Source organism: Streptomyces sp. NPDC059828 (assembly GCF_042731955.1).
GTDB lineage: Bacteria > Actinomycetota > Actinomycetes > Streptomycetales > Streptomycetaceae > Streptomyces.
This window is the reverse complement of the sequence record NZ_JBHWIW010000058.1, coordinates 22,116-47,995: the sequence shown is the minus strand read 5'-3', so window position 1 is coordinate 47,995 and position 25,880 is coordinate 22,116. Positions and strand designations below refer to the sequence as shown.

The window sequence follows — 25,880 nt, the reverse complement described above, 5'->3', positions numbered from 1 at the left end:
CCACCGAAATCTACAACACCAAAGACGAGGGCTTTCGGACTGGTTGCGCTGATCGCGCCTCGGGGTGGGTCAGGCGGGTCAGACGGTCGCCGTGGTGCGCGACTTGTCGTGCGCCAGCGCCCAGATCACGAAGACCGAGATCGCCATGGAGACGATCGCCCAGACCGGCTGGTAGGGCAGGAACAGGAACTGGGCGATGATGTTCAGCGATGCCAGCGCGATACCGGCGATCTTGGCCCACTCCGCGTTCTTGAGGATCCCCCAGCCCGTCACGGCGAGGATCACTCCGAGGATCAGATGGATCCAGCCCCAGCCTGTGAGGTTGAAGGAGTAGATGTAGCCGCCGACGCGTGCGTAGACGGTGTCCTCGGCTATCGCGGCGATGCCCTCGATGATGTCGATGATGCCGACGACCGCCAGCAGGACACCGGCGAAGAGCGTGCCGCCGCCCGACCAGGAGTCCTTGGCGGTGCCCGGCCCGGGGTTCCGCGGGGCGGTCTGGTTCTGGGGTGCTGTGTTCTGGCTCATGGCGCCAGCATGCGGCGAATGGGGTAGTTCGGCGACATACAGGGCATTTCGATTGAGCCATTCGAGGGATACGCCGCTCCACTTGCCACCGCGGCCGTGCGGGTCGACGGTAGGGACGGTAGGGGGAACGCAGAGGGACCGGGGGAGGCGGCGGAAGGAGCTCGGCCATGGCCGCACACGCAGCGGTGCCGGCGCGGCACCACCACGGCACTCTCGGATGGGCGCTGCCCCTCACCCTCGGAGTCGTCTACGGCTTCTACACGTCCTTCATGGCGCGTGAGGCGGGCGAGTCCGTCGGTGGGCAGCTGGTGATCGGCTTCGTCTCCGGTGCGGTGTTCGCCGCACTCTGCTTCGTGCTGGGCCGCTACCAGTACGCGCTGCCGCGTGAGCTCCGCGCGGGGGCGTACGCGGCGCTGGTGGGTATCTCGGTCGGCTACCTGTACAGCCTGAGCGGGCGCAGCATTCTCACCGTGGTGGTGCTGGCGCTGGCGCTGGCGGTCGCGACCTTCATCGTCACGTTCTACTTCTTCTACACGCACGAGGACTGAAGGCGCGCGTCCTCCGCGTTTTCCCACGCGGTCGCCGGAGCTGATCCGGCGACCGCGTGGTTGTTATGCGCGAGACATCGTCCTGTCGTGTTTCTTGTGGTGGAGTGACGGCATTCGTCCGCTCCCTGCCGGCCGCCAGCGGTGAGTTTCCGGGGCGGCGCCGGTCTGTATCCGGGAAGTGTGAGCCATCCGCAGGAGCGACAGAGGAACGACGATGAGTACAGATCTGGCCATCGAGACGACGGACCTGGTGAAGACGTTCGGGGAGAACCGGGCCGTCGACGGCGTCGATCTCCGGGTACCCGCCGGCACCGTCTACGGCCTGCTCGGGCCCAACGGCGCGGGCAAGACCACCACCGTGAAGGTGCTGGCCACCCTGCTCAGACCCGACGGGGGGCAGGCACGGGTGTTCGGCCGGGACGTGTTGACGGAAGCGGACGCGGTACGCAGCCGGGTCAGCCTCACCGGGCAGTACGCCTCCGTGGACGAGGACCTCACCGGCGCCGAGAACCTGCTGCTGCTCGGCAGGCTGCTGGGGCACGGCAAGGCCGCCGCCCGTGAGCGGGCCACGCAGTTGCTGGAGGCCTTCGGGCTGTCCGAGGCCGCGGGACGCCAGGTGAAGCAGTACTCGGGCGGTATGCGTCGCCGTATCGACATCGCCGCGTCCATCCTCAATACCCCGGACCTGCTGTTCCTCGACGAGCCGACCACGGGTCTCGACCCGCGTAGCCGCAACCAGGTGTGGGACATCGTCAGGGCCGTCGTATCGCAGGGCACCACGGTGCTGCTGACCACGCAGTATCTGGACGAGGCCGACCAACTCGCCTCCAGGATCGCCGTGATCGACCACGGCAGGGTGATCGCCGAGGGCACCAAAGGCGAGCTCAAGGCGTCCGTCGGTTCCGGCGCCGTCCATCTGCGGCTGCGTGACGCCGACCAGCGCCCGGAGGCCGAGCGCATCCTCGCCCTCGCGCTCGACGCCTCCGTGCAGCTCGACCCCGACCCGCTCGCCCTCACGGCCAGGCTGGACGGACACGGCACGGAGCAGGGGGCGCAGGAGCAGGCCGCCCGTGCGCTGTCCGAGCTGGCCAGGGCGGGTATCACCGTCGACACCTTCGCGCTGGGCCAGCCCAGCCTGGACGAGGTCTTCCTGGCCCTCACCGAGGCCGATACGAGCACCGGGACCGACACCAGCACCGAGACCGTCCGCAAGGAGGCCGTCGCATGAGCACCGTCGCCACCAAGGACTCCGACGACGTCACTGTCGCCGCCCCCAGGACCGAGGACCTGGCCGCCCTCCTCGTCGCGAAGGAGCGGCCCACGCGGCCCAGCGCCCTCTCGGCCTCGCTCACCTTCGGCTGGCGGGCCATGCTCAAGATCAAGCACGTCCCTGAGCAGCTCTTCGACGTCACCGCCTTCCCGATCATGATGGTGCTGATGTACACGTACCTCTTCGGCGGGGCACTTGCCGGTTCGGCCGACGCGTACATCCAGTTCCTGCTGCCCGGGATCCTGGTGATGAGCGTCGTGATGATCACGATGTACACCGGGGTCGCGGTGAACACCGACATCGAGAAGGGTGTCTTCGACCGCTTCCGCACCCTGCCGATCTGGCGGCCGGCCCCGATGGTGGGCTATCTGCTGGGCGATCTCGTCCGCTACTTCATCGCCTCGGTGGTGATGCTCAGCGTCGGCATGCTCATCGGCTACCGGCCGGACGGCGGGGCGGTCGGCGTGCTGGCCGGTGTCGGGCTGCTGATGCTGTTCTCGTTCGCCTTCTCCTGGATCTGGACGATGTTCGGGCTGCTGCTGCGCACCGAGAAGTCGGTGATGGGCGTCAGCATGATGGTGATCTTCCCGCTGACCTTCCTCAGCAACGTCTTCGTCGATCCGCGGACCATGCCGGGCTGGTTGCAGGCGTTCGTCAACAACAGCCCGGTCACGCATCTCGCGACCGCCGTGCGCGAGCTGATGGCGGGTGAGTGGCCGGCCGCGGACATCGGCTGGACGCTGGGGTGGTCGGCGGTGTTCGTGACCGTGTTCGGTGCGGTCACGATGCGTCTGTACAACCGCAAGTAGGCGCTGTCTACGGGCTACTGCCGCGTGCGCTCAGTCGAAGCGCAGACCGGCGAGCTGCCGCTCGAACTCCGTCGGCTCGTCGTCCTCCTCCGTTTCCGGGTCACGAGCCGGCCGGGCCGCCATCAGCCCGGCCAGCTCCCCGCCCGCCCGCTGGATCCGGGCGGGCAGCCCCTCGGTGTACTCGTCCCCGCCCGATCCCCAGTCCTCCGACGCGGCGTACACCGCGGTCGGCACGACCACGGCCCGCAGATAGGCGAACAGCGGGCGCAGGGCGTGGTCGAGCACCAGAGAGTGGCGGCCCGTGCCACCGGTGGACCCGATCAGCACGGGCTTCCCGGTCAGGGCGGTCGGTTCGATGAGATCGAAGAACGACTTGAACAGACCGCTGTACGAAGCCGTGAACACCGGAGTGACGGCGATCAGCCCGTCCGCCACCGTCACCGCGTCGATCGCCGCCGCCAGCGGGGGCGGCGGAAACCCGGTGACCAGGTTGTTGGCGATGGCGACGGCCAGATCACGCAGCTCGACGACCTCGACCTCGACCTTGCGGTCCCGCTCTGCCAGCTCGCGCCGCGCGGCCTCGGCCAGCCGGTCGGCGAGCAGCCGGGTCGACGAGGGGCTGCTCAGTCCGGCCGATACGGCGACGAGTCTCAGCTGCTCCGACTCCATGGTCAGGCCTCCTCGGTGGGAGCGGTGGTACGCCGGGCAGCGACTGCCGGGTGGAGCGGGGCGTCCGGCACTCCGGCGGGCCGCAGGTTCGCGAACTCCTTGCGCAGCACCGGGACGACCTCCTCGCCGAGGATGTCGAGCTGCTCGAGCACGGTCTTGAGCGGCAGCCCGGCGTGGTCCATCAGGAACAGCTGGCGCTGGTAGTCGCCCACGGCTTCACGGAAGCCCAGGGTCCGCTCGATGACCTGCTGCGGGGAGCCCACGGTCAGCGGTGTCTGCTCGGTGAACTCCTCCAGCGACGGCCCGTGTCCGTAGACCGGCGCGTTGTCGAAGTACGGGCGGAACTCCCGTACCGCGTCCTGCGAGTTCTTCCGCATGAACACCTGTCCCCCGAGTCCGACGATGGCCTGCTCGGGTGTGCCGTGCCCGTAGTGCGCGAACCGCTTCCGGTAGAGCGCGACCATGCGCTGGGTGTGCTCCATGGGCCAGAAGATGTTGTTGTGGAAGAAGCCGTCGCCGTAGTACGCGGCCTGCTCGGCGATCTCCGGCGAGCGGATGGACCCGTGCCAGACGAACGGTGGTACACCGTCCAGCGGGCGCGGGGTGGAGGTGAAGCCCTGGAGCGGGCTGCGGAACCGCCCCTCCCAGTCCACGACGTCCTCCCTCCACAGCGTGTGGAGAAGCGCGTAGTTCTCGATGGCGAGCGGGATGCCCTGCCGGATGTCCTGCCCGAACCAGGGGTAGACCGGCCCGGTGTTGCCCCGTCCCATCATCAGGTCGACGCGCCCGTCGGCCAGGTGCTGGAGGTAGGCGTAGTCCTCGGCGATCTTCACCGGGTCGTTGGTGGTGATCAGCGTCGTGGACGTGGACAGGAGCAGGTTCTCGGTGCGCGCCGCGATGTGCCCCAGCAGGGTGGTGGGCGACGAGGGCACGAACGGCGGGTTGTGGTGCTCACCGGTCGCGAACACATCGAGTCCGACCTCCTCGGCCTTGAGTGCGATGGCGACCGTCGCCTTGATCCGCTCGTGCTCGCTCGGGGTGCGGCCGTTGGTGGGGTCGGTGGTGACATCACCGACGGTGAAGATCCCGAACTGCATCGCGCTCGCCTCCAAGGGGAAGTTTGGTTGAACTTTAAACTGTAATGGGGAACGGAGGGAGTCCGGTTTCTATTCCGCCGTACTCTGGAGCGCGTCCCGTCATCCGCCGGAGGAGCCCCGAGGAGCCCCGTATGAACGACATCGAGCGCTGGAAGGAGCGCGGTGTCGCCTTGCGCGTCTTCGTCTATGTCTTCGCGACGCACCTCTTCGCGGGGTTCGTGTGGATCCTCTTCTACGTGGGGGAACACGCGAAGAAGTGAGCGGGCGCAGACCCACGGCTCACTGGTGTCAAGGCTCCGGATCAGCGGGCGCGGGCGGGCGCAGCGCCGTCCGAGGGCTCAATGACGCCTTCGACGGTCCGGGCACGGTCGTCCCCGCTCCCGGATGCGGGCGGGAACACCCGTACGGAGCCACGGACCCCCGGAACAGTAGAGTCCCGTCCGTGAGCCCAGAACCCCGCCCCCACCTGCACCGGCCCCCCGCCGCCACCGTCGCGGTCACGGTCGCCGGGATCGGCGCCGACGGCTGGGGCGGGCTTCCCGAGGCGACCCGCGCCGCGCTGCGCGAGGCCGAGGTCCTCCTCGGTGGCGAGCGCCAGCTCGCGCTGCTGCCCGCCGAGTGCGGCGGTGAACGTGTGCCGTGGCCCTCGCCGCTGCGTCCCGCCGTGCCGGGGCTGCTCGCCGCGCACGCCGGGCGCGGGATCGCGGTGCTCGCCAGCGGTGACCCGATGTTCTACGGGATCGGCCGGGCGCTCGCCGATGAGCTCGGCGCGCGGGCCCTGCGCGTACTGCCGCATCCGTCGTCCGTGTCCTACGCCTGCGCCCGGCTCGGCTGGCCGCTGGAGGACACCGAGACCGTGACCCTGGTCGGCCGGCCCCTGGCCTCGCTCGCCGCCGCCCTGCACGACGGGCGGCGGCTGCTGGTGCTCAGTGCGGGGGCCGCGACGCCCGCGGAGGTCGCCGGGCTGCTGCGCGACCAGGGCTACGGGCCCAGCCGGATGCGGGTCCTGGAACAGCTCGGGTCCGCGCGCGAGTCCGAGGTCGGCGGCACCGCCGCCGACTGGGAGCATCCCGCGGGCGACCCCCTCAACCTCGTCGCCGTCGAGTGTGCACGCGCCCCCGACGCACTGCGGCTGTCCGCCGTGCCCGGGCTGCCGGACGAGGCGTACGAGAACGACGGGCAGCTCACCAAGCGCCATGTCCGCGCCGCCACCCTGGCGGCGCTCGCACCGGCGCCCGGAGAACTGCTCTGGGACATCGGCGGCGGCTCCGGTTCGATCGCCATCGAATGGATGCGCACCCACCGCGGCTGCCGGGCGATCACGGTCGAGCGGGACCCGGCACGCGCCGCTCGAATCGGCCGCAACGCCGAGGCCCTCGGCGTGCCCGGGCTGCGGGTCGTCACCGCAGCGGCACCCTCCGGCCTCGTGGAACTCCCCACTCCCGACGCGGTCTTCATCGGCGGCGGGCTCACCGCGCCAGGGCTCCTGGATGCCTGCTGGGACGCTCTCCCCGCCGGCGGCAGGCTCGTCGCCAACACCGTGACGCTGGAGTCCGAGGCGCTGCTGGCCGACTGGTACCGGCGCCATGGGGGCGAGCTGGTGCGGCTCGCCGTGGCGCACGCCGTGCCCGTCGGCACCTTCACCGGCTGGCGCCAGGCGATGCCGGTCACCCAGTGGTCCGTCACCGTCACCAAGCCAGGAGTTGAACCCTCATGACCGTCCACTTCATCGGCGCGGGCCCCGGCGCCGCCGACCTGATCACGGTCCGCGGGGCCCGGATGCTCGCCTCGAGCCGGGTCTGCCTGTACGCCGGCTCCCTCGTCCCCCGCGAACTGCTGGCCGAGTGCCCCCCGGACGCCCGCCTCGTCGACACCGCCCAGCTCGACCTGGACCAGATCATCGCCGAGATCGTCCGCGCCCACGAGGACGGCCACGACGTGGCCCGGCTGCATTCCGGCGACCCCTCGGTCTTCAGCGCCGTCGCGGAACAGATGCGCCGGCTCGACGCGCTCGGCATCCCGTACGAAGTCGTCCCAGGCGTCCCCGCGTTCGCCGCCGCCGCTGCCGCGCTGAAGCGTGAGCTGACCGTCCCGACGGTCGGCCAGACCGTGATCCTGACCCGCATCGCCCAGCAGGCCACCCCCATGCCCCCCGGCGAGGACCTCCCGGCTCTCGCCCGCAGCGGCGCCCTCCTCGTGCTGCACCTCGCGGCCCGCTACGTCGACCGCGTCGTGTCAGAGCTGTTGCCGCACTACGGCCCGGACTGTCCCGCTGCGGTCGTCGCGATGGCGAGCCGCCCCGACGAGGTGGTGCTGCGGGGCACGCTCGAGGACATCGCCGAGCAGACGAAGGCGGCCGGCATCACCAAGACGGCGGTGATCATCGTGGGCCGCACGCTGGGGGCTTCGCAGTTCCGGGACAGCCACCTGTACGACCCGACCCGCGAACGCCACGCCTGCTGACGGTTCCTCCCGGTGCGGGCGGGCTCGCGTGCACGCCCCTTGTCGGGGTGCACGCCGCAGTGGGGTGTCCGTCCGATTTCACGGCATACGCAGAGCCGATGTCGGGAAGGACCCGGGCCCCACTCCGGGACACCCGGCGGTACGGCGGGGAGAAGCCGAAAGGTCCCTGATCAGTCAGGGTGGATTCCGTCAGAGGACGCCAACTGCCGTTCGTCGAATTCGGCTTGCTCCGCGGTGCTCATCATCCGCCAGTGGACGGGATGGAAAGCCGTGGCATCGTCAACCGGTGCCACCGGTTCAGGATTTCGCCGACCAGCGGCCCAGGCGACCAGGAAACCCGCTTGGGTCAGCAAGAGCGCAGCGGCGAAGTATTTCACGTGCGACCTGTCCACGAGTGCGGCATGTATTCAGCGAACTCATTCCAGCAGGTGGACCAGGCAGACGCTTGAGTAGTGGCTACTCGTCACCGGCCTCGGTTCCGGGCGCGGTGAGGCGGGCGTAGGGGCCGCTCCGGGGCAGGCTCGAACGCCTTAGCCCGTCCGGCGTTTGAGGACGGACTCTCTGGATGACCATGGGGTGCGGCACACACCACGAGGCCGCCCACCCCACGGGCCGCACTTCCGGGAGGACCGTCTCAGGAGGGGTCCGCGAGCAGGAAGCCTGCGAGGGTCAGGGCCAGTGCCGGGACGGCGAACACCGGCAGCGACAGCAGCGGGGCGAAGCCGATGAGGGTTTCCGGGATGCGGCGGCCGGCCTTGAGCCTGCTGCGTGGGCGCTGCATTTCCGCGTCCAGGCCAAGGCGCTCCACGGCGCGCCCGGACACGGTCACGCCCGCGTCGGCGGGGGCGTGGAGCAGCGCTCGGCGTACGGCCGCGTCGACGGTGTCACGGCCGCCCCGGAGTTTGCTGAGGATGACGCGCACGCCGTGGGTGTCGGTGAGGATCAGCCGATCGTCGGTAGGACCTTGGGACACCACCTCGACCCGGCCGACTCTGGTGAGCCGGGCGAGGTCGACGGTGCGCCGGCCGGTGAGGGTGCGCACGGTCAGCAGGGTGGCGTCGTGGAGCTGCGCGTGCCAGCCGACGTGCGCGTAGAACAGCACCAGAAGGCTGAGAAGGAGCGAGACGAGGTTGAGGAGGACGAACCCGTCGTCGATGAGCCGCGCTCGCACCAACAGGCCCGTAGCCAGCAGGATCCCGGGCGGCAGCAGGGCCGCCACGAGGTCGGCGATCCTTCGCCCGGCGCGTCCTTGGCCGGCGGATATCGCGGTGCTCATGGCGTCGCACGCTATCGCGTAGGGTCGCGGGATGGAGACTCCGGGCGTTGCCGAGATCCGAGGCCTGCATGAGAAGTACGCCCCGAACGCAGCAGCCCTGGACCTGGTGTTCACGCACTGCGAGATTGTCTGGAGTCTCGCCGAGCAGCTGATTTCCGTATCAGGTCTGGATGTTGACGCGGATCTGGTCCGGGCCGGATGTCTGCTGCACGACATCGGTGTATACCGCCTCTTCGACGAGCAGGGCCGGGTGGACAAGGCCAACTACCTGCGCCACGGGGTGCTCGGGCATGAGCTCCTGGAGGCGGAGGGCTTCCCCGAGCCGCTGTGCCGGTTCTGCTCCTGCCACACGGGCGTCGGCCTGACCAAGGCCGACATCGAGGCTCAGGGGTTGCCGCTGCCGCCGGGCGACTACACCGCGGTGACGGTGGAGGAGCGGCTGGTGATGTACGCCGACAAGTTCCACAGCAAGACGACGCCGCCGAGGTTCATCACCGCGGACAGCTACGGCGCCTACCTCGGGCGGTTCGGCCAGGACAAGGTCCTGGCGTTCCAGAGCATGCGCGGCACCTTCGGTGAACCTGTGCTCGCCGGGCTCGCCGCCGCGCATGGGCACGCCATCACCTGAGCGGCGTCCAGCGAAGCGCCTCCTCCACCGTGGACGCCACCGGCACCCCCTCCGGGACGGGCGGGCGGCGCACCAGCACCACGGGGATGCCCGCCTCGCGGGCCGCGGTCAGTTTGGGGGCCGTTGCCGCGGCGCCGCTGTCCTTGGTGACGAGCACGTCGATGGCGTGGCGGCGCAGCAGTTCCCGTTCGGAGTCCAGGGTGAACGGGCCGCGGTCCAGCAGGACCTCCATACGCGCCGGGAAGGGGGGCTCCGGGGCGTCCACCGAGCGGACGAGGAACCACAGCGTGTCCAGGTGAACGAAGGACGCAAGGCCCATGCGGCCCGTGGTGAGGAAGACCCGCTCGCCCAGGCCCGGCAGGGCGGCCGCGGCCTGCGGGAGGGAGTCCACGAGGTGCCAGTCGTCCCCTTCAGCGGGGACCCAGCCGGGGCGGCGCACCGCGAGCAGGGGAACATGGGCCTGGTCGGCGGCTCGCGCCGCGTTGAAACTGATCGTCCCGGCGAAAGGATGGGTGGCGTCGATGAGCACATCCACCTGCTGCTCCCGCAGCCAGTCGGCGAGGCCCTCCGCCCCGCCGAAGCCGCCGACGCGCACCTCTCCCCGTGGCAGCCTCGGCGCCGCGACCCGCCCGGCGAGTGAGGTCGTCACCCGCAGCCCGCGATCGTGCAGGGCCTCCGCGAGTGCGCGTGCCTCCGTCGTACCGCCGAGGATCAGGACATGCATGGGGGACCTTCCATGAGTGGGCCCGGCGCCGGGGGCGGCGGGCGCAGCGCCCAACTCAAGCACACCGGCCTGCGGCCCGGCTGGACCACCGGTGCCTGTGCCACCGCGGCCACGACCGCCGCGTACACCGCGCTGCTGACCGGGGACTTCCCCGATCCGGTGACGATCACCCTGCCGAAGGGGCAGACCCCGGCGTTCGCCCTCGCCGTCGAGGAACTGCAGGGTGATCGCGCGGTGGCGGGCGTGGTGAAGGACGCGGGCGACGACCCGGACGTCACGCACGGCGCCCTGGTCCGGGCGACGGCACGGATCCTGCCGCCCGGCTCCGGAGTGGTCTTCCGCGCCGGGCCCGGCGTGGGCACCGTGACCCGTCCCGGGCTGCCGCTCGAGGTCGGGGAGCCTGCGATCAATCCCGTGCCGCGCCAGATGATGCGCGACCACATCGCGCTCGTCGCCGGCCGGCACGGCGGCACCGGTGATGTCGAGATCACCGTCTCCGTGGACCACGGCGAGGAGATCGCCCGCTCGACCTGGAACCCGCGCCTGGGCATCCTGGGCGGGCTGTCGATCCTGGGCACGACGGGGATCGTCGTCCCGTACTCCTGCTCGGCGTGGATCGACTCGATCCGCAGGGGCGTGGACGTGGCCCGGGCGGCGGGCCGCACCCACCTGGCGGGCTGCACGGGCTCCACGTCCGAGAAGACCGTCGTCTCGCTGTACGACCTCCCCGAGGACGCTCTGCTCGACATGGGCGACTTCGCGGGCGCCGTCCTGAAGTACGTCCGCCGTCACCCGGTCGACCGGCTCACCGTCTGCGGCGGCTTCGCCAAGCTGTCCAAGCTGGCGGCGGGCCATCTGGATCTGCACTCCGCCCGCTCCCAGGTCGACAAGGGCTTCCTGGCCGAGCTGGCCCGGGCAGGTGGCGCCGACGAGGGCCTCGCGGCCCAGGTGGCGTCCGCCAACACCGGTCTTGCCGCCCTCCAGCTGTGCGCGGCCGGGGGGGTGCCACTGGGCGACCTGGTGGCCGTGACGGCCCGCGACCAGGCCCTCGGGGTGCTGCGGGGCGCCCCGGTCACGGTCGACGTGGTGTGCATCGACCGAGCCGGGACGGTGGTGGGGCGTTCGTCGCCGAAGGGCCCGCGGGACGACTGACCTGCTCAGCGGCGAACTCCGCGGCGAGACCTATCGGCAGAGCGCGTCGAGGTCGTCGGAGAAGGCCGCGAACTCGGCCCTGGCCTCCGCGACGATCTCCAGGGCGGGCCGTCGGCGCGTGGTCGCGTGCCGCTCGGCGAGCGCGGTGAGGTCCGCGTCCGGGTTGGGCTCCCGCTCCTCCTGCAGGGCGGCCTCCATCGGCCCGAAGCCGTCGGCCAGGACCCAGAGGAAGTCCGAGAGATTCCCCGCGACCACACCCCGCTCACCCTCCGAGCCCAGGAACACCACGGGCTGCTCGGTCAGCGGCCGGCCCGCACGGGCGTACCAGACCGCGGCGTAGCCACCGGTGCCGTCCTGCCCGAAGACGCGGTAGGCGTCGCCCTCGAGCTGGTGGTTGCCGGTCCAGTGGCGCAGCCAGTCCGTGGTGTCCTCGGCGGTGAGGAAGCCGTCGTACGGCTCGAAGTCGACTCCCTCGCCCTCCTCGCCGTAGTCGAACTCGGCCTTGGCCACATCCGCCAGAGCACGCGGGAAGCGCCGGTCGTGGTCTATCCGCTCGCTCACCCGGCCGGTCAGCCCTGCTGCTCGGTGATGTTGACCATCCACGGGATGCCGAACCGGTCCGTGCACATGCCGAACACATCCCCCCACACCTGCTTGTCCAGGGGCACCGCCACCGAGCCGCCACCGGACAGCTTCTCCCAGTAGCCGCGCAGCTCGGCGTCGTCGTCGCCGCTGATGCTCACCGAGAAGTTGTTGCCCGCCGTGTGCGGCATTCCGGGCGGTGCGTCGGCGCCCATCAGCGTGAAGCCGCTCGGGGTCTCCAGCATGGCGTGCATGATCTTGTCGCCTTGCGGTGTGCCGGGCTCGCCGCCGCCCGACTCACCGTAGGTGTGCATCGCCAGCGTGCCGCCGAGCACCTCCTCGTAGAACTCCATCGCCTGCCGGGCGTCGCCGTTGAAGCTGAGATACGGGTTGAGGCGCGAGGCCATGAGAACCACCCTCCAGAAGTGGAGCACCAGTCGATGTCCGCAGACTAACCGCGGGCACTGACAACGCCCCGGACCCCGCGCCGCACCCCTGCTGGGTGGTCGCTACCCGGGGTAGGTGCGCGGGGTCCAGACGATCCGCTCGCCCGAGCCCTGCGCCCCACGCTGGACCGTCCGCGTCTGCGACGAACCCACCAGCAGCAGCGTCCGCATGTCGACCGCCGCCGGATCCAGGTCCTCGAGCCGCACGATCGTCACGCTCTCCCCCGATCCGCCCACATCGCGCGCGACGACCACCGGAGTGTCCGGCGCCCGGTGTTCCAGCAGTAGTTCGCGGGCCTTCGCCACCTGCCACGTACGGCTGCGCGAGCCGGGGTTGTACAGGGCGAGTACGAGATCCGCGCCCGCGGCGGCCCGGAGCCGCTCCGCGATGACCTCCCAGGGCTTGAGCCGGTCGGACAGCGAGATGGTCGCGTAGTCGTGGCCGAGCGGCGCACCCGCCCGGGCTGCCGCAGCGTTCGCCGCCGTCACCCCGGGCAGCACCCTGACGGGCACGTCCGCGTACGCCTCCTGGGATGCCGCGTCCAGCACCGCCGTGGCCATCGCGAACACCCCCGGGTCGCCGCCCGAGACCACGGCGACCCGGCGCCCGCGTCGTGCCAGGTCCAGGGCGAACTCGGCGCGTTCGGCCTCCACCTTGTTGTCGGAGCCGTGCCGGAGCTGGCCCGGGCGCACCGGCACCCGGTCCAGATAGGTCGTGTAGCCCACCAGGTCATCGGCCGAGGCGAGGGCGCCCCGGGTCTCCGGGGTCAGCCACAGCGGTCCCGCGGGACCCGTGCCCACCACCACGACCTCGCCCTGCGACCGGGCTTCCGGGGGCCGCTGGTCGATACGGCTCGGCAGCACCGCCACCGAGAAGTACGGCACCGTCTCCGGATCCACATCGGCCAGGCGCTCCGTGCGCTCGCCCTCCATCGTGGCCCGTTCGACGTACCGCGCGTCGTCGAGCCGCCCCGCGCGCCGCAGCGCGCGCCGCACCGCCGGGAAGGTACGCCCCAGCTTCATCACGACCGCCGAGTCGGTCGCGGCGAGCCGGGCCGTCAGCTCCTCCTCGGGCAGCGTGCCCGGGATGATCGTCAGGACTTCCTCCGCCTCGCACAGCGGCTCCCCGAGACGTGCCGCCGCCGCGCTCACGGATGTGATGCCGGGGATCACCTCGGTCGGGTAGCGGTGCGCGAGCCGCTTGTGCATGTGCTGGTACGAGCCGTAGAAGAGCGGGTCGCCCTCGGCCAGCACGGCGACCGTGCGGCCGGCGTCGAGGTGGGCGGCGAGCCGGGCCGCGGCCTCCTCGTAGAAGTCGTCGAGCGCGCCCCGGTAGCCCCCGGGGTGGTCGGTGGTCTCGGTGGTGACCGGGTACATCAGGCGCTCCTCGACATGGTCGGAGCGCAGGTGCTTCGCCACGATCGAGCGGGCGATGGAGCGGCCGTGCCGGGCGCAGTGGTATGCCACGACGTCCGCCTCCGCGATGACCTCGACGGCCCGGAGGGTCATCAGGGACGGATCGCCGGGACCGAGCCCGACCCCGTACAGCCGCCCGACCTGCTGGGTGCCCATCCGCGTGCTCACTCTGCCTCACTCGCTATCGCGTTGATCGCCGCCGCCGCCATGGCGCTGCCGCCGCGCCGCCCGCGTACCACCAGGTGTTCCAGGCCCGAGGAGTGCGCGGCGAGCGCCTCCTTGGACTCGGCGGCGCCTATGAAGCCGACCGGGATGCCGATGACGGCGGCCGGGCGGGGCGCCCCCTCCTCGATCATCTCGAGGAGGCGGAAGAGAGCGGTGGGCGCGTTGCCCACGGCGACGACGGCGCCGTCGAGCCGATCGCGCCACAGCTCCAGCGCCGCTGCGCTGCGGGTGGTGCCGAGTTCGGCGGCGAGTGCCGGGACCTTCGGGTCGGAGAGCGTGCAGATCACGTCGTTGTCCGCGGGCAGCCGCTTGCGCGTGACCCCGCTGGCGACCATCTGCGCGTCGCACAGGATCGGCGCGCCGGCGCGCAGGGCCTCACGGGCACCGGCCACCACACCGGGCGAGTACGCGAGATCGCGGACGAGGTCGACCATGCCGCAGGCGTGGATCATCCGCACCGCGACCTGGCTGACGTCGGCGGGGAGCGCGGCGAGGTCCGCCTCGGCGCGGATGGTGGCAAAGGACTGGCGGTAGATCTCCGCCCCGTCCTTCTCGTAGTCGAACACGGTCTTCTTCTCGCTCATCTCGGTGTGTGGGTACGGGAATCGGTACGGGCTCCGGCGACGGTGCCGGCGAGTCGGTCGCGGGACGGTACGGGTACGGAGTGGCCGCGGACGCGTACCCGGTACGTGCCGTCCGTGGTGGCCACCACATCCACGTGGTCCCCCTGCGGGTGGCCGCAGCGCCGCTCGCAACCGGACCAGTACACGGGGAGGCCGGGGCCGTCGACCGGCGTGGCGTCGGCGCGTACGTCGGCGAGTGACTTGGCGCACCCGGGCCGCCCGGTGCACGCCCCGACGCCGAACCAGGGCGAGTCGGTCCCGGTGACGAACCCGGCCCGCCTGAGCGCGTCCAGCCGCGCCCGCGCCGCGCCGTCGTCCGCGAAGCCGGGGACGACGACCCCGCGCCACGGTGTGAGCCGGATCTCGTCGGCGGGGGCGGGCAGCAGCGCGCGTGCCTGGGCGGCGGTGAGGCGACCGAGCGGCGCGACGGCGGACACCGCCCGGCCGCGCGGGCCCGCCACGATCCCGGGCAGTGGCCCCGCGGGGCCGGACCGCCCTGTTCCGTCAGGGCCGGCGCCGGGCAGTGGTGGCAGCGGCACCGCCGCCACCCCCGCTCTCTCCAGTCCGGCGCCCACCGCGATGTGCTGCCCGTCCGGGAGCTCACGTACGCGCCAGGCGCCGGTATCCGCATCGGCCGCCGCCGCCAGGAACGCCTCCGCCGCTGCGAGCGCGGCGCGCGGCGCGTCGGCGGCTCGGGCGACACGGAAGGCGAGGCGGCGGCCCATCCGCAGCACCGCCGTGCCGTCCCGCTCTGCGAGCAACGTCACATCCGCGCCGAGCCCCGCGACATCGCCGCGCCCGTCGTCCAGGGCGAACAGGAAGCGGCCGGAAAGACCCGACGGGCCGGCCGCCCACCGCGCACCGCACAGCAGTCCGTCCAGCTCACGGGCCCACAACTGCACGTCAGCGCAGCCGAGCCCGTCCAGTCCGGCGAGCGGCGATGCCACCACGTTCCGTACCCGCTCATGGGTGTCCGACGGCAGCAGCGCGGCCTCCCGCAGCAGTGCCGCGAGCGGCGCCCCGCAGGCGTCCCCGAGGCCGCGCAGCTCCACATTGCCCCGGGAGGTGATGCTGAGCGATCCGTCCCCCAGCTCATCGGCCGCCGTGGCCAGCGCATCGAGTTGACGTCCCGTCAGAAACCCACCGGGGAGCCGGAGTCGGGCCAATCGCCCGTCGTCCGCCGCATGCAGCCGCAGAGCCCCCGGGCAGGCGTCGCCCCGGTCCCGTATGCGAGGTTCGCCCGGGTCTGCGGGGCTTGTGGGTGTGGGCGGCATGGCGGCGAGCATACCCACGTCCTTCCAGGTGGCCGCCGTGCGATCCCGGGCCAGCATCTACTATTCAGGCGGCATGGGGTCCCAGGGCCCCGGGGAGGAAGCCCGGTGTAAATCCGGCGCGGTCCCGCCACTGTGAGCCAGGCCCGGGAAACACCAGCAACACAGCACCCGCGGCCCGGCGAGTCAGGAACTCCCGCCGACCACGACCACCCGGGGCGCGGAAACCCCGAGGAAGGCCTGCGCACGCGATGACGCACGCGAAGACCACGCCCGCGACGATCCTGCTGCTGTCGACCTCCGACACCGACCTGCTCAGCGCCCGCGCCTCCGGTGGCCCGGTCGCGTACCGCTTCGCGAACCCCGCCCGGCTCCCGGTCGATGACCTCCCGGGTCTGCTGGAGGGCACCGACCTGGTCGTCGTACGGCTGCTCGGCGGCATCCGTGCCTGGCAGGAGGGTCTTGACGTGCTGCTGGCGCAGGACCGGCCCGTGGTCGTCCTCAGCGGTGAACAGGCCCCCGACGCCCAGCTGATGGAGGCGTCCACCGTCCCGATCGGCATCGCGGCCGAGGCCCACGCCTACCTCGCCCACGGCGGCCCGGACAACCTGGAGCAGCTCGCCCGCTTCCTGTCCGACACCGTGCTGCTCACGGGACACGGCTTCGAGTCCCCGGCGACCGCGCCCACCTGGGGCCCCCTGGAGCGGACGAAGCGCACGGACCACGGCCCGACCGTCGCCGTGCTCTACTACCGCGCCCACCACATGAGCGGCAACACCGCCTTCGTCGGCACCCTCTGCGATGCCATCGAGGACGCGGGCGGCCAGGCCCTGCCCCTGTACGTCGCCTCGCTGCGCGCCCCCGAGCCCGAGCTGCTCGACCAACTGCGCGGCGCCGAGGCCGTCGTCACCACCGTCCTCGCCGCGGGGGGCACCAGGCCCGCCGAGGCCCAGGCCGGGGGAGACGACGAGGCCTGGGACGCGGGCGCGCTCGCCGCGCTCGACGTACCGGTGCTCCAGGCGCTGTGCCTGACCGGTTCGCGCAGCGCCTGGGAGGAGAGCGACGAGGGGCTCTCCCCGCTGGACGCCGCCAGCCAGGTCGCCGTCCCCGAGTTCGACGGTCGCCTCATCACCGTCCCGTTCTCCTTCAAGGAGATCGACGAGGACGGACTGCCCGCCTATGTCGCCGACCCCGAGCGCGCCGCCCGCGTCGCCGGGATCGCCGTCCGCCACGCACGGCTGCGCCACATCCCCAACGCGGACAAGCGCCTCGCGCTCGTGCTCTCCGCCTACCCGACCAAGCACTCCCGCATCGGCAACGCGGTCGGCCTCGACACCCCCGCCTCCGCTGTCGCCCTGCTGCGCCGACTCGCCGCCGAGGGCTACGACTTCGGTGCGGAGGAGATACCGGGCCTCGCGTCCGGCGACGGCGACGAGCTGATCCGCGCGCTGATCGAGGCCGGCGGCCACGACCAGGACTGGCTCACCGAGGAGCAGCTCGCCCGCAACCCGGTCCGTATCCCCGCCGCCGACTACAAGCGCTGGTACGCCACCCTGCCCGCCGGACTGCGCGAGCAGGTCGAGCGGCACTGGGGCCCGGCGCCCGGCGAGATGTTCCTGGACCGCAGCCGCAACCCCGAGGGCGACATCGTGCTCGCCGCCCTGCGCCGCGGGAACCTGCTGATCGTCATCCAGCCCCCGCGCGGCTTCGGCGAGAACCCGATCGCGATCTACCACGACCCCGATCTGCCGCCCTCGCACCACTACCTGGCCGCCTATCGCTGGATCGCGGCCCGCCACGACGACGGCGGCTTCGGCGCCGACGCGATGATCCACCTCGGCAAGCACGGCAACCTGGAGTGGCTGCCCGGCAAGAACGCGGGCCTGTCCGCGGCCTGCGCCCCCGACGCCGCACTCGGCGATCTGCCGCTGGTCTACCCCTTCCTGGTGAACGACCCGGGCGAGGGCACCCAGGCCAAGCGCCGCGTCCACGCCACCCTGATCGACCACCTCGTGCCGCCGATGGCCCGCGCCGACTCGTACGGCGACATCGCGCGCCTGGAACAGCTGCTCGACGAGTACGCGCAGATCTCCTCCATGGACCCGGCGAAGCTTCCGGCGATCCGTGCCCAGATCTGGACCCTGATCCAGGCCGCCAAGCTCGACCACGACCTCGGCATGGAGGACCGGCCGGACGACGACGGCTTCGACGACTTCCTGCTTCATGTCGACGGCTGGCTGTGCGAGGTCAAGGACGCCCAGATCCGCGACGGTCTGCATGTCCTGGGCGGGGCACCCACCGGCGCCGAGCGGGTCAACCTGGTGCTGTCGATCCTGCGCGCCCGGCAGATCTGGGGCGGTACGACCGCGCTGCCCGGGCTGCGTGAGGCCCTGGGCCTCGACGAGTCCGCCGCGACGCGTACGACCGCCGACGAGGCGGAGGCCGCGGCCCGTACCCTGGTCGAGGCGATGGAGGAGGCCGGCTGGGACCCTGCCGCCGTCGCCACCGTCGCCGAGGGGCACGGAACGGCCGTGGCGGACATCCTCGGCTTCGCCGCCCGCGAGGTCGTCCCGCGCCTCGCCGCCACCACCGACGAACTCGACCACGCCGTCCACGCGTTGAACGGCGGGTTCGTCCCGGCCGGCCCGTCCGGCTCCCCGCTGCGCGGCCTCGTCAACGTGCTGCCGACCGGTCGTAACTTCTACTCCGTCGACCCCAAGGCCGTGCCCTCCCGCCTCGCCTGGGAGACCGGCCAGGCCCTCGCCGACTCGCTGCTCACCCGCTACCGCACCGACAACGGCGAATGGCCCACCTCCGTCGGCCTCTCTCTCTGGGGTACGAGCGCGATGCGCACCGCGGGCGACGATGTCGCCGAGGCCCTGGCGCTGCTCGGTGTCCGCCCGGTCTGGGACGACGCCTCGCGCCGGGTCAACGGCATCGAGCCGATCCCGGCCGATGAGCTGGGCCGCCCCCGCGTCGATGTCACCCTGCGCATCTCCGGCTTCTTCCGGGACGCCTTCCCGCATGTCATCGGGCTGCTCGACGACGCGGTACGGCTGGTCGCCTCGCTGGACGAGCCCGCCGACGTCAACTTCGTACGGGCGCACGCCCAGGCTGACCTGGCCGAGCACGGCGACGAGCGCCGCGCCACCACCCGTATCTTCGGCTCCCGGCCCGGCACTTATGGCGCCGGCCTGCTCCAGCTCATCGACTCCCGCGACTGGCGCACCGACGCCGACCTCGCCGAGGTGTACACGGTGTGGGGCGGCTACGCGTACGGCCGCGGGCTCGAAGGCCGCGCGGCGCGCGAGGAGATGGAGACGGCGTACAAGCGGATCGCGGTCGCGGCCAAGAACACCGACACACGCGAGCACGACATCGCCGACTCCGACGACTACTTCCAGTACCACGGCGGCATGGTGGCCACCGTCCGCGCCCTGCGCGGCACGGCCCCCGAGGCGTACATCGGCGACTCGACCCGCCCCGAGACGGTCCGCACCCGCACCCTGGTCGAGGAGACCTCGCGGGTGTTCCGCGCCCGGGTCGTCAACCCCAAGTGGATCGAGGCGATGCGACGCCACGGCTACAAGGGCGCCTTCGAGCTGGCCGCGACGGTGGACTACCTGTTCGGCTACGACGCCACGACCGGGGTCGTCGCGGACTGGATGTACGACAAGCTGACCGAGGCGTACGTCCTGGACCCGGAGAACCGGGAGTTCCTCCAGCAGGCCAACCCCTGGGCGCTGCACGGAATCGCCGAGCGGCTGCTCGAGGCGGAGTCCCGGGGCATGTGGGAGAAGCCCGACCCGGCTGTCATCGAGGCGCTGCGCCAGGTGCTCCTGGAGACCGAGAGCGATCTGGAGGGCGACGAGTAGCGCCTCGCGCTCCCGGCGGCACGTAAGGATTCCGTCATCGGCCGAAGCCCCCGTTGCAATCCCTTCCCGGGCTTCAATGGGGGCATGAGAACGTCTGTGCTGAAGAAGCCGGTGGTCAGGGTGGTTCTGGCGGTTGTCGCCGTGGCCCTGGCCGTCGGGGTGTACTGGTTCGAGCCGTGGAAGCTGTTCGTCGACCAGACCGTGCGCGAGGAGCTCCCGCAGGCCGCCGTGCCGACGGCGCCGGTGGACGGATCAGGCGCGCCCTCCGCGCCCGCAGGACCCGAAGTGCTCGCCACCGGCACATTCATCAGCCATGAGCACGACACCGAGGGCACGGTCAAGGTCATCAAGTTCTCCGACGGCGGCCGGGTGCTCCGGCTCGAGGGCCTGAACACCAGCAACGGCCCCGATCTGCGGGTCTGGCTGACCGATGCCCCGGTCAAGGAGGGCACGGCTGGCTGGCGGGTCTTCGACGACGGCGCGCATGTCAGCCTCGGCAAGCTCAAGGGCAACAAGGGCGACCAGAACTACACCCTGCCCGCCGATGTCGATCTGTCGAAGTACACGAGCGTCAGCATCTGGTGCGATCGTTTCGACGTCTCCTTCGGTGCCGCGGAGCTGTCCCGGTAGGGCTGGTTTCGCCCCCTGGCCTCCGGCCGGGGGACTCCCGTCGGCTGACCCGGCCGCCCGACGGGCCGCGTAGCCTGGGAGGACGATGAACACGTTCACCACGTCATGGGGCGATCTGGGGCTCACCCGCTATCCCGAGGACCCCCGTGACCAGCTCCGCGCCTGGGACGCCGCCGACGAGTATCTGCTGCGCCACCTCGAATCACTCGAGGACCCCGCGGCCCTCGGCGGCACCGTGGTCGTCCTGGGCGACCGCTGGGGCGCCCTGACCACCGCGCTCGCCGCGCACGGCCCGGCGCAGATCACCGACTCGTATCTCACCCAGCAGGCCACCCGCGCCAATCTCGCCCGCAACCGGCCCGCCGAGCAGCTCGCCGGCGTACGGCTGCTGTCGACGCAGGAGCCGCCCCCGGACCGTGTCGACGTCCTGCTGGTACGCGTGCCGAAGAGCCTCGCCCTCCTCGAGGACCAGCTCCAGCGGCTCGCCCCGCGCCTGCACGCGGACACCCTCGTGGTCGGTACGGGCATGGTGACCGAGATCCACACCTCCACGCTGAAGCTGTTCGAGCGGATCGTCGGCCCGACCAGGACCTCGCTCGCGGTGAAGAAGGCGCGGCTGGTCTTCTGCACCCCCGACCCGGCCCTGCTCGCCTCCGGCAGCCCGGCCGGCGAGCCCTGGCCGCGCGGCTACGAGCTGCCCGGGGACATCGGCGTGATGTCCGGCCGTCCCGTCACCAACCACGCAGGCATCTTCTGCGCCGACCGCCTCGACATCGGCACCCGCTTCCTCCTCCAGCACCTGCCCGAGCCCCGGGGTCCGGTCCGCGTGGTCGACCTGGGCTGCGGAAACGGCGTGGTCGGTACGGCGGCGGCGGTCGCCAACCCCGAGGCCCATGTGGTCTTCACGGACGAGTCGTTCCAGGCCGTGGCATCGGCCGAGGCCACCTTCCGAGCGAACACGGACCCCGGTGCCAAGGCCGAGTTCCTCGTGGGCGACGGGCTCGCGGGCATCGAGCGCGCCTCGGCGGACCTGGTGCTGAACAACCCGCCCTTCCACACCCATCGGGCCCTCACCGACAGCACCTCCTGGCGCATGTTCACCGGTGCCCGTGCCGTGCTGCGCCCCGGTGGTGAGCTGTGGGTGGTGGGCAACCGCCACCTCGGTTACCACATCAGGCTGCGCCGTCTCTTCGGCAACTGCGAGACCGTGGCCGGGAATCCCAAGTTCGTCGTACTGCGCGCGGTGAAACGCCGCTGATTGCGCTCCATCGAATGCCCCTGTACGGGATATTGGGTGCATGACGGATCACAAGGGTCGTTGGGAACGGCAGGGGCTGATTCCGGCGAGCCGGCGGGAACCGGCAGAGCGGACCGCGGAGCCCATCTACGCGTCACTGCTCGCCCAGTGGTCGGCCCAGGGCAAGACCGTCCCCGGGCCGGACCGTGAATGGACCGCGATCGTCTCGCGCTCCTGCTGGCCGCGCTGGTAGCCCCCGGGGTTCTTCAGCCTGTCCGCCTGCCTGTCCGCTGTCCACGCGTCGTGTCCACGCGTCCACGCGCCCGGCCATTCGGGTGAATTCGGGAAACCAGAACCCGAATGCGCGCGTTGAACCGGCGCGCGGACAAGTTCATGAGCACCGGAGGCGGGACTCCTGAGGTCATTCGGCAGGCGGAAATATGACCGCCGGGCAGACGTGTGGAATTGATGGCTCGAGGGTTTCTTCGCCGGTAGCCGCTCGTTGGAAGTGCGTCGATGGCCTGTGTCGTGGGTCTTGTGAGTCTGCCCGCGGCACTCATCGGCGTTCACTGATCCAAGGGCTAGGAATCCAAAGGAATCCACATGAAGTACAGGAAGACGGCCACACTTTTCGCCGGGGCTGTGCTGGCCATGGGAATCGCTTCTCCCGCCATCGCCGACTCGGGTGCCACCGGAGTCACCTCCGCCTCCCCGGGCGTGCTGTCCGGGAACCTGCTCCAGGTGCCCGTGCACGTGCCGGCAAGCGTGTGCGGCAACTCCGTGGGCGTCATCGCCCTGATGAACCCGGCCTCGGGCAACGCCTGCATGAACGGCTGACGAAGAGCTCGTCACGCGGACCAGTGGCCCTGAAGGGCCGTGATCCGCCGGTCCCGGGACGTGCCCGCCGGTGCGTCCCAGGACCGGCCTTCGAAACCAACAGCGGGAAAGACAACGAGATGCGACAGCGACAGGTCATCACCAAGGGAATCCTGACGGCCGCGGCGGCCACCAGCATTCTGTCCCTGAACAGTGCTTACGCCAGCGCCGCTTCCCAGGCCGACGGGGAGGCCCAGGGCTCCCCGGGTGTGCTGTCGGGCAACAGCGTCCAGGTGCCCGTGGACGTTCCGGTCAATGTGTGCGGCAACTCCGTGAGCGTCGTGGGAGCCCTCAACCCGGCGTTCGGCAGCGTCTGCGCCAACGCCTCGGCCCGGGGCCTGTCCGGCTCCGAGGCATCGGGTGACACGGTGGGCTCCCCGGGTGTGCTGTCGGGCAACAACGTCAAGGTCCCGGTGCACGCCCCGGTCAACGTCTGCGGCAACACCCTCGATGTCGTCGGGCTTCTGAACCCGGTGACGGGCGGATCCTGCGTGAACGGTGAGGCGCCGGGCACCACGGTGCCTCCGGGCGAGGTCCCGCCGAACACGCCCCTGACGCCGGTGGCCGAGGTCCTGCCGGGTCCCGGTGGGCCGGTGGACGACAGCGAGGTGGCGGGCGCCGTCCACTCCCCGCAGCTGGCCGAGACCGGCATGGGCGCCGGTTCGGTGGCCGCCGCGGCAGCGGCCATGGCCCTGCTGGTCGGCGGGGGCGTGCTGTACCGGCGTGGGACGGTCGGCGCGCGGCGCTGAGCCCCCTCGAAACCCGCACCACCCCCGCCCGCACGTGTGCGGCTCCCGGCCGGGAGAGTCCCCCCTCGACTCTCCCGGCCGGTGCACGTTCACGACACCAGCTCGCGGTAGATGTCCGCGACCGCCTCCGCCGTGATCCTGGCGTTGTGGCTGGACAGCACGTGCAGATGCCCCTGACGTCCCAGGGTGGCCCGCAGCGGCGCGTTCAGCAGGAGGTCCGCCACGGCCGTGGCCAGCGCGTAAGGGTCCTGCGGGGGCGTCAGACAGAACAGCGCGTGGCCGGGCGGGAGGCTCTCGCGGGCTCCGCCGACATCCGTGACCACCACCGGGCGCCCACAGGACATCGCCTCCAGCGGCGCCAGGGCCATGCCCTCCCAGCGGGACGGCACCACGACCAGGTCGGCGGCCCGGTACCAGGGCGCCGGGTCGGCCACGGCGCCGGCGAAACGCACCGAGACGGGGGCGGAGAGGCGCAGCCACTCGGCCTCCGGGCCGTCGCCGACCAGCACCAGGCAGGCGTTGGGAATCCGGCGCAGCACCTGCTGCCAGGCGGTGAGCAGCACATCCTGGCCCTTCTGGCGGCACAGCCTGCCCACGCACACCACCAGCGGTGCGGACTCCGGCAGATCCCCGACGAGCGGCGGCCGGACCCGCGGCCGGTCATCGGGGGCGGGCCGGAAGTGCTCGGTGTCCACCCCGTTGGGGATGACGGTCCAGCGGGCCCGTACACCGGCACGCTCCGCGGTACGCAGCTCCGCCTCACTGACGCACACCACACGGTCCGTCCAGCGGGTCCCGTAGCGCTCCCAGCGCCGGGCCAGCCCCGCCGTGACACCGCCGGCCGCCTCGAACGACCAGGCGTGCGGCTGGAACACGGTCGGGATCCGGCCCCGTACGGCGAGCCGTGCGGCCAGTCCCGCCTTCCCGCTGTGCGCGTGCACGATCTGCGGGCGCACCCGGGCCACCAGCCGCGCCAGCCGGCCGACCTCGGGCAGCAGCAGCGGTCCCGGCCCGCTGCCCGCACGCCAGCGATGGACCTCGGCGCCGAGCCCGCGTGCGCAGCGGGCGAGGCCGCCGCCGTCGGGGCAGGCCACGGCCACCCGCAGTCCGCTGCGGATCTGATCGGTCACCAGATCCGCGACCACCCGTGCCGCTCCTCCGTCGGCGGATTGCACGACATGGAGCACAGCCGGCCTGCGGCCGGGCGGGCCGGGTGGACCCGGCGGAAGGGATGGTGGCGGCAGCACGTGCAGATCTCCGATCCGAGCATATGACCAATGTCGGATGGTGAATGCCGGATGTCCCGCATGGGCGGCCCGGTATTTCACGTATTTACGTATTCTTGCTCGGGCCGGTTGTCGGGCAGTGCGGGGATTCTAACGGAATTCTCAGGCTGAATCGCGCAGATGGCCCTGTGATGCATGGGCCAGGTTCGGCGAGTTAACCCATTCGAGGTTCTCCCGTATCCGCCGAGAGGTGTCCTCGTTGAGCGAATTGCCCTCATCGGTTACCCCGAAAGGAAATCAGGAAGATGAAGCGAATCGCCACGTCGGTCATGCTCGCAGGCACCGGAGCCGCTCTGGTCTTCGGTGGTGCGGGGGTTGCCTCCGCCGACAGCGGTGCGACCGGCGCTGCCGAGGGTTCGCCCGGTGTCCTGTCCGGCAACACCGCCCAGGTCCCGGTGCACGTCCCGGTTGGCGTCTGCGGCAACACCGTGAGCGTTGTCGGTCTGCTCAACCCCGCCTCCGGCGTGGGCTGCCAGAACGCCTGACACGGTCTCAGCGGTCCCGGCAGCAGCTTCGCTGCCGGGCGCTGACACTCGTGTCGGCCGACCGGTTTTCACTCTCTTGGCCGCACAACCTGGCGGCCGCCGCTTCCGTTGAAGCATCTGGTCGGGCAGTCGCGTCCGGCCACTGAAACACCTTGATCAAGGAGTGCCTCTCCATGTCGCGTACCGCGAAGGCTCTTGTCCTTTCCACCGTTGCTGCCGCCGCCGTTGCGGGCTCCGCCGGTATCGCCACCGCCGACAGCGGTGCGCAGGGTGCCGCCGCCGGTTCGCCCGGTGTGCTCTCGGGCAACGTGGCCCAGGTCCCGGTCCACGTTCCGGTTGGCGTCTGTGGCAACACCGTGAGCGTCGTCGGCCTGCTGAACCCGTCGATGGGCAGCGCCTGCGTGAACGGCTGATTGCCTTTCACCGACTTCCCCTGGGACCGCCCTTCCTGCCATGGCGTCACATCGCCATGGCGGGGAGGGCGGTCGCTTCGTTTCGCTTCCGCGGATCCCGTGCATGCGTTCTCGCGCATTCGCGTTCCGAGAATTCCCCGGCTTCGGAGTTTCCCGGGCCGCGGGGGCTCGTTACACATCACGGAGCAGCAACAAGCAGCACCATGCAGTACGGCAGGCATACGGGCGGTCGGCCGCAAACAACCGCAATATGCCCGACCCGCATGACACTTGCGCCGCGACACGCGTGGCCGAAGGAGAGATTCACTGATGAAGCCCATGAAGGTTGCCGCCATCGTCGCCGGATCCCTGGTGGCCGCGGGGGCCGCCTCGCCGGCGTTCGCTGTCGACTACCCGCCCACCACCCTCGGTGGCGGTATCAACACCCTCACGACCCAGTCCAAGTCGGCCACGCAGCCGCTGACGGGCGAGGCCCTGGACTCGGAGAAGAAGGGGTCGCTGCTCAACGAGGTCAAGGACGCGACCACCGAGCTGAACCAGGCCAAGCACGCCGCCCCGGCCAAGCTGATCGGCGGGCTTCCGGTCAGCGGCTCCTGATCCTC

At 71.4% G+C, this 25,880-nt stretch carries 28 protein-coding genes and 1 riboswitch; of the genes, 17 read left to right on the top strand and 11 right to left on the bottom strand.

Annotated elements, in window-relative coordinates; translation table 11 throughout:
• Positions 1-78 precede the first annotated feature (78 nt).
• Positions 79-528, bottom strand: a complete 450-nt coding sequence (locus tag ACFV6V_RS27510; protein ID WP_385570103.1) for a hypothetical protein — start codon at positions 526-528, stop codon at positions 79-81.
• A gap of 167 nt (positions 529-695) precedes the next feature.
• Here ACFV6V_RS27510 and ACFV6V_RS27505 point away from each other — a divergent pair, with 167 nt between their 5' ends.
• From ACFV6V_RS27505 to ACFV6V_RS27495, 3 genes are all read left to right on the top strand, one after another.
• Positions 696-1,076 carry a hypothetical protein gene (locus ACFV6V_RS27505; protein ID WP_385570100.1) on the top strand — a complete coding sequence of 127 codons (381 nt, stop codon included), beginning with the start codon at positions 696-698 and terminating at the stop codon, positions 1,074-1,076.
• Between the two features lie 214 nt (positions 1,077-1,290).
• Positions 1,291-2,304, top strand: a complete 1,014-nt coding sequence (locus ACFV6V_RS27500; protein ID WP_385570097.1) for an ATP-binding cassette domain-containing protein — start codon at positions 1,291-1,293, stop codon at positions 2,302-2,304.
• Complete coding sequence (locus tag ACFV6V_RS27495; RefSeq protein ID WP_385570095.1) at positions 2,301-3,155, top strand: ABC transporter permease; 855 nt, start codon at positions 2,301-2,303, stop codon at positions 3,153-3,155. The genes ACFV6V_RS27500 and ACFV6V_RS27495 overlap by 4 nt, the downstream gene beginning before the upstream one ends.
• A 30-nt stretch (positions 3,156-3,185) precedes the next feature.
• Here the strand turns inward: ACFV6V_RS27495 and ACFV6V_RS27490 are convergent, their stop codons facing one another.
• Complete coding sequence (locus ACFV6V_RS27490; RefSeq protein WP_385570092.1) at positions 3,186-3,824, bottom strand: FMN reductase; 639 nt, start codon at positions 3,822-3,824, stop codon at positions 3,186-3,188.
• A gap of 2 nt (positions 3,825-3,826) precedes the next feature.
• The gene (locus ACFV6V_RS27485) at positions 3,827-4,921 is read right to left on the bottom strand and encodes an LLM class flavin-dependent oxidoreductase (protein WP_385570089.1); all 1,095 of its coding nucleotides are present in this window, start codon (positions 4,919-4,921) and stop codon (positions 3,827-3,829) included.
• Between the two features lie 131 nt (positions 4,922-5,052).
• Here ACFV6V_RS27485 and ACFV6V_RS27480 point away from each other — a divergent pair, with 131 nt between their 5' ends.
• From ACFV6V_RS27480 to cobM, 3 genes are all read left to right on the top strand, one after another.
• Positions 5,053-5,181 carry a DUF6126 family protein gene (locus ACFV6V_RS27480; protein WP_361284020.1) on the top strand — a complete coding sequence of 43 codons (129 nt, stop codon included), beginning with the start codon at positions 5,053-5,055 and terminating at the stop codon, positions 5,179-5,181.
• A gap of 182 nt (positions 5,182-5,363) precedes the next feature.
• Entirely contained in the window at positions 5,364-6,638 is a 1,275-nt protein-coding gene (gene cbiE, locus ACFV6V_RS27475; RefSeq protein ID WP_385570086.1) for a precorrin-6y C5,15-methyltransferase (decarboxylating) subunit CbiE, read from the top strand.
• Positions 6,635-7,384, top strand: coding sequence for a precorrin-4 C(11)-methyltransferase (cobM, locus tag ACFV6V_RS27470; RefSeq protein ID WP_385570084.1), 750 nt, complete (start codon positions 6,635-6,637; stop codon positions 7,382-7,384). The genes cbiE and cobM overlap by 4 nt, the downstream gene beginning before the upstream one ends.
• Before the next feature lie 634 nt (positions 7,385-8,018).
• On the opposite strand, the gene ACFV6V_RS27465 is transcribed toward cobM, so the two are convergent.
• On the bottom strand, positions 8,019-8,660 hold the full coding sequence (locus ACFV6V_RS27465; RefSeq protein WP_385570081.1) for a hypothetical protein: 642 nt from the start codon (positions 8,658-8,660) through the stop codon (positions 8,019-8,021).
• A 31-nt stretch (positions 8,661-8,691) separates the two neighbouring features.
• On the opposite strand from ACFV6V_RS27465, the gene ACFV6V_RS27460 reads away from it, so the two are divergent.
• The gene (locus tag ACFV6V_RS27460; protein ID WP_385570079.1) at positions 8,692-9,288 is read left to right on the top strand and encodes an HD domain-containing protein; all 597 of its coding nucleotides are present in this window, start codon (positions 8,692-8,694) and stop codon (positions 9,286-9,288) included.
• Here ACFV6V_RS27460 and ACFV6V_RS27455 read toward each other — a convergent pair.
• Positions 9,281-10,012: a cobalt-precorrin-6A reductase gene (locus ACFV6V_RS27455; protein WP_385570077.1), complete on the bottom strand. Its 732-nt coding sequence runs from the start codon at positions 10,010-10,012 to the stop codon at positions 9,281-9,283. The two genes, ACFV6V_RS27460 and ACFV6V_RS27455, sit on opposite strands and share 8 nt — an antisense overlap.
• A 12-nt stretch (positions 10,013-10,024) precedes the next feature.
• Here ACFV6V_RS27455 and ACFV6V_RS27450 point away from each other — a divergent pair, with 12 nt between their 5' ends.
• The gene (locus tag ACFV6V_RS27450) at positions 10,025-11,164 is read left to right on the top strand and encodes a cobalt-precorrin-5B (C(1))-methyltransferase (protein ID WP_385570074.1); all 1,140 of its coding nucleotides are present in this window, start codon (positions 10,025-10,027) and stop codon (positions 11,162-11,164) included.
• A 30-nt stretch (positions 11,165-11,194) separates the two neighbouring features.
• Here the strand turns inward: ACFV6V_RS27450 and ACFV6V_RS27445 are convergent, their stop codons facing one another.
• The 5 genes from ACFV6V_RS27445 to ACFV6V_RS27425 all read right to left on the bottom strand — a co-directional run bounded on the left by ACFV6V_RS27445 (position 11,195) and on the right by ACFV6V_RS27425 (position 15,730).
• Complete coding sequence (locus ACFV6V_RS27445) at positions 11,195-11,725, bottom strand: SMI1/KNR4 family protein (RefSeq protein WP_385570071.1); 531 nt, start codon at positions 11,723-11,725, stop codon at positions 11,195-11,197.
• An 8-nt stretch (positions 11,726-11,733) separates the two neighbouring features.
• Positions 11,734-12,153 carry a VOC family protein gene (locus tag ACFV6V_RS27440; RefSeq protein ID WP_385570069.1) on the bottom strand — a complete coding sequence of 140 codons (420 nt, stop codon included), beginning with the start codon at positions 12,151-12,153 and terminating at the stop codon, positions 11,734-11,736.
• Between the two features lie 102 nt (positions 12,154-12,255).
• Entirely contained in the window at positions 12,256-13,764 is a 1,509-nt protein-coding gene (locus ACFV6V_RS27435; RefSeq protein WP_385570114.1) for a precorrin-2 C(20)-methyltransferase, read from the bottom strand.
• 8 nt (positions 13,765-13,772) lie between these two features.
• Positions 13,773-14,417: a precorrin-8X methylmutase gene (locus tag ACFV6V_RS27430; protein WP_385570066.1), complete on the bottom strand. Its 645-nt coding sequence runs from the start codon at positions 14,415-14,417 to the stop codon at positions 13,773-13,775.
• Positions 14,414-15,730 (bottom strand): cobalamin biosynthesis protein CobG, encoded by a 1,317-nt coding sequence (locus tag ACFV6V_RS27425; protein ID WP_385570064.1) that lies wholly within the window; start codon positions 15,728-15,730, stop codon positions 14,414-14,416. Before ACFV6V_RS27425 ends, ACFV6V_RS27430 begins: the two co-directional genes overlap by 4 nt.
• A gap of 94 nt (positions 15,731-15,824) precedes the next feature.
• Positions 15,825-15,923, top strand: a riboswitch (cobalamin riboswitch).
• Positions 15,924-15,978: 55 nt separating this feature from the next.
• On the opposite strand from ACFV6V_RS27425, the gene cobN reads away from it, so the two are divergent.
• The 6 genes from cobN (at position 15,979) to ACFV6V_RS27395 (ending at position 23,094) form a co-directional block, all read left to right on the top strand.
• Positions 15,979-19,602 carry a cobaltochelatase subunit CobN gene (gene cobN, locus ACFV6V_RS27420; protein ID WP_385570061.1) on the top strand — a complete coding sequence of 1,208 codons (3,624 nt, stop codon included), beginning with the start codon at positions 15,979-15,981 and terminating at the stop codon, positions 19,600-19,602.
• A gap of 84 nt (positions 19,603-19,686) precedes the next feature.
• A complete protein-coding gene (locus tag ACFV6V_RS27415; protein WP_385570058.1) occupies positions 19,687-20,232 on the top strand; it encodes a DM13 domain-containing protein in 546 nt (181 codons plus the stop codon).
• A gap of 85 nt (positions 20,233-20,317) precedes the next feature.
• Complete coding sequence (locus ACFV6V_RS27410) at positions 20,318-21,490, top strand: methyltransferase (RefSeq protein ID WP_385570055.1); 1,173 nt, start codon at positions 20,318-20,320, stop codon at positions 21,488-21,490.
• Positions 21,491-21,530: 40 nt separating this feature from the next.
• On the top strand, positions 21,531-21,722 hold the full coding sequence (locus tag ACFV6V_RS27405) for a hypothetical protein (protein WP_385570053.1): 192 nt from the start codon (positions 21,531-21,533) through the stop codon (positions 21,720-21,722).
• A 350-nt stretch (positions 21,723-22,072) separates the two neighbouring features.
• Positions 22,073-22,306, top strand: a complete 234-nt coding sequence (locus ACFV6V_RS27400; protein WP_385570051.1) for a chaplin — start codon at positions 22,073-22,075, stop codon at positions 22,304-22,306.
• Positions 22,307-22,425: 119 nt separating this feature from the next.
• Positions 22,426-23,094, top strand: a complete 669-nt coding sequence (locus tag ACFV6V_RS27395) for a chaplin (RefSeq protein WP_385570048.1) — start codon at positions 22,426-22,428, stop codon at positions 23,092-23,094.
• Positions 23,095-23,183: 89 nt separating this feature from the next.
• On the opposite strand, the gene ACFV6V_RS27390 is transcribed toward ACFV6V_RS27395, so the two are convergent.
• The gene (locus tag ACFV6V_RS27390) at positions 23,184-24,269 is read right to left on the bottom strand and encodes a glycosyltransferase (protein ID WP_385570046.1); all 1,086 of its coding nucleotides are present in this window, start codon (positions 24,267-24,269) and stop codon (positions 23,184-23,186) included.
• A gap of 356 nt (positions 24,270-24,625) precedes the next feature.
• Here ACFV6V_RS27390 and ACFV6V_RS27385 point away from each other — a divergent pair, with 356 nt between their 5' ends.
• From ACFV6V_RS27385 to ACFV6V_RS27375, 3 genes are all read left to right on the top strand, one after another.
• The gene (locus tag ACFV6V_RS27385; protein ID WP_361283969.1) at positions 24,626-24,865 is read left to right on the top strand and encodes a chaplin; all 240 of its coding nucleotides are present in this window, start codon (positions 24,626-24,628) and stop codon (positions 24,863-24,865) included.
• 173 nt (positions 24,866-25,038) lie between these two features.
• Positions 25,039-25,278 carry a chaplin gene (locus tag ACFV6V_RS27380; RefSeq protein ID WP_385570043.1) on the top strand — a complete coding sequence of 80 codons (240 nt, stop codon included), beginning with the start codon at positions 25,039-25,041 and terminating at the stop codon, positions 25,276-25,278.
• Positions 25,279-25,587: 309 nt separating this feature from the next.
• Positions 25,588-25,875 (top strand): hypothetical protein, encoded by a 288-nt coding sequence (locus ACFV6V_RS27375; RefSeq protein WP_385570040.1) that lies wholly within the window; start codon positions 25,588-25,590, stop codon positions 25,873-25,875.
• Positions 25,876-25,880: the final 5 nt, after the last annotated feature.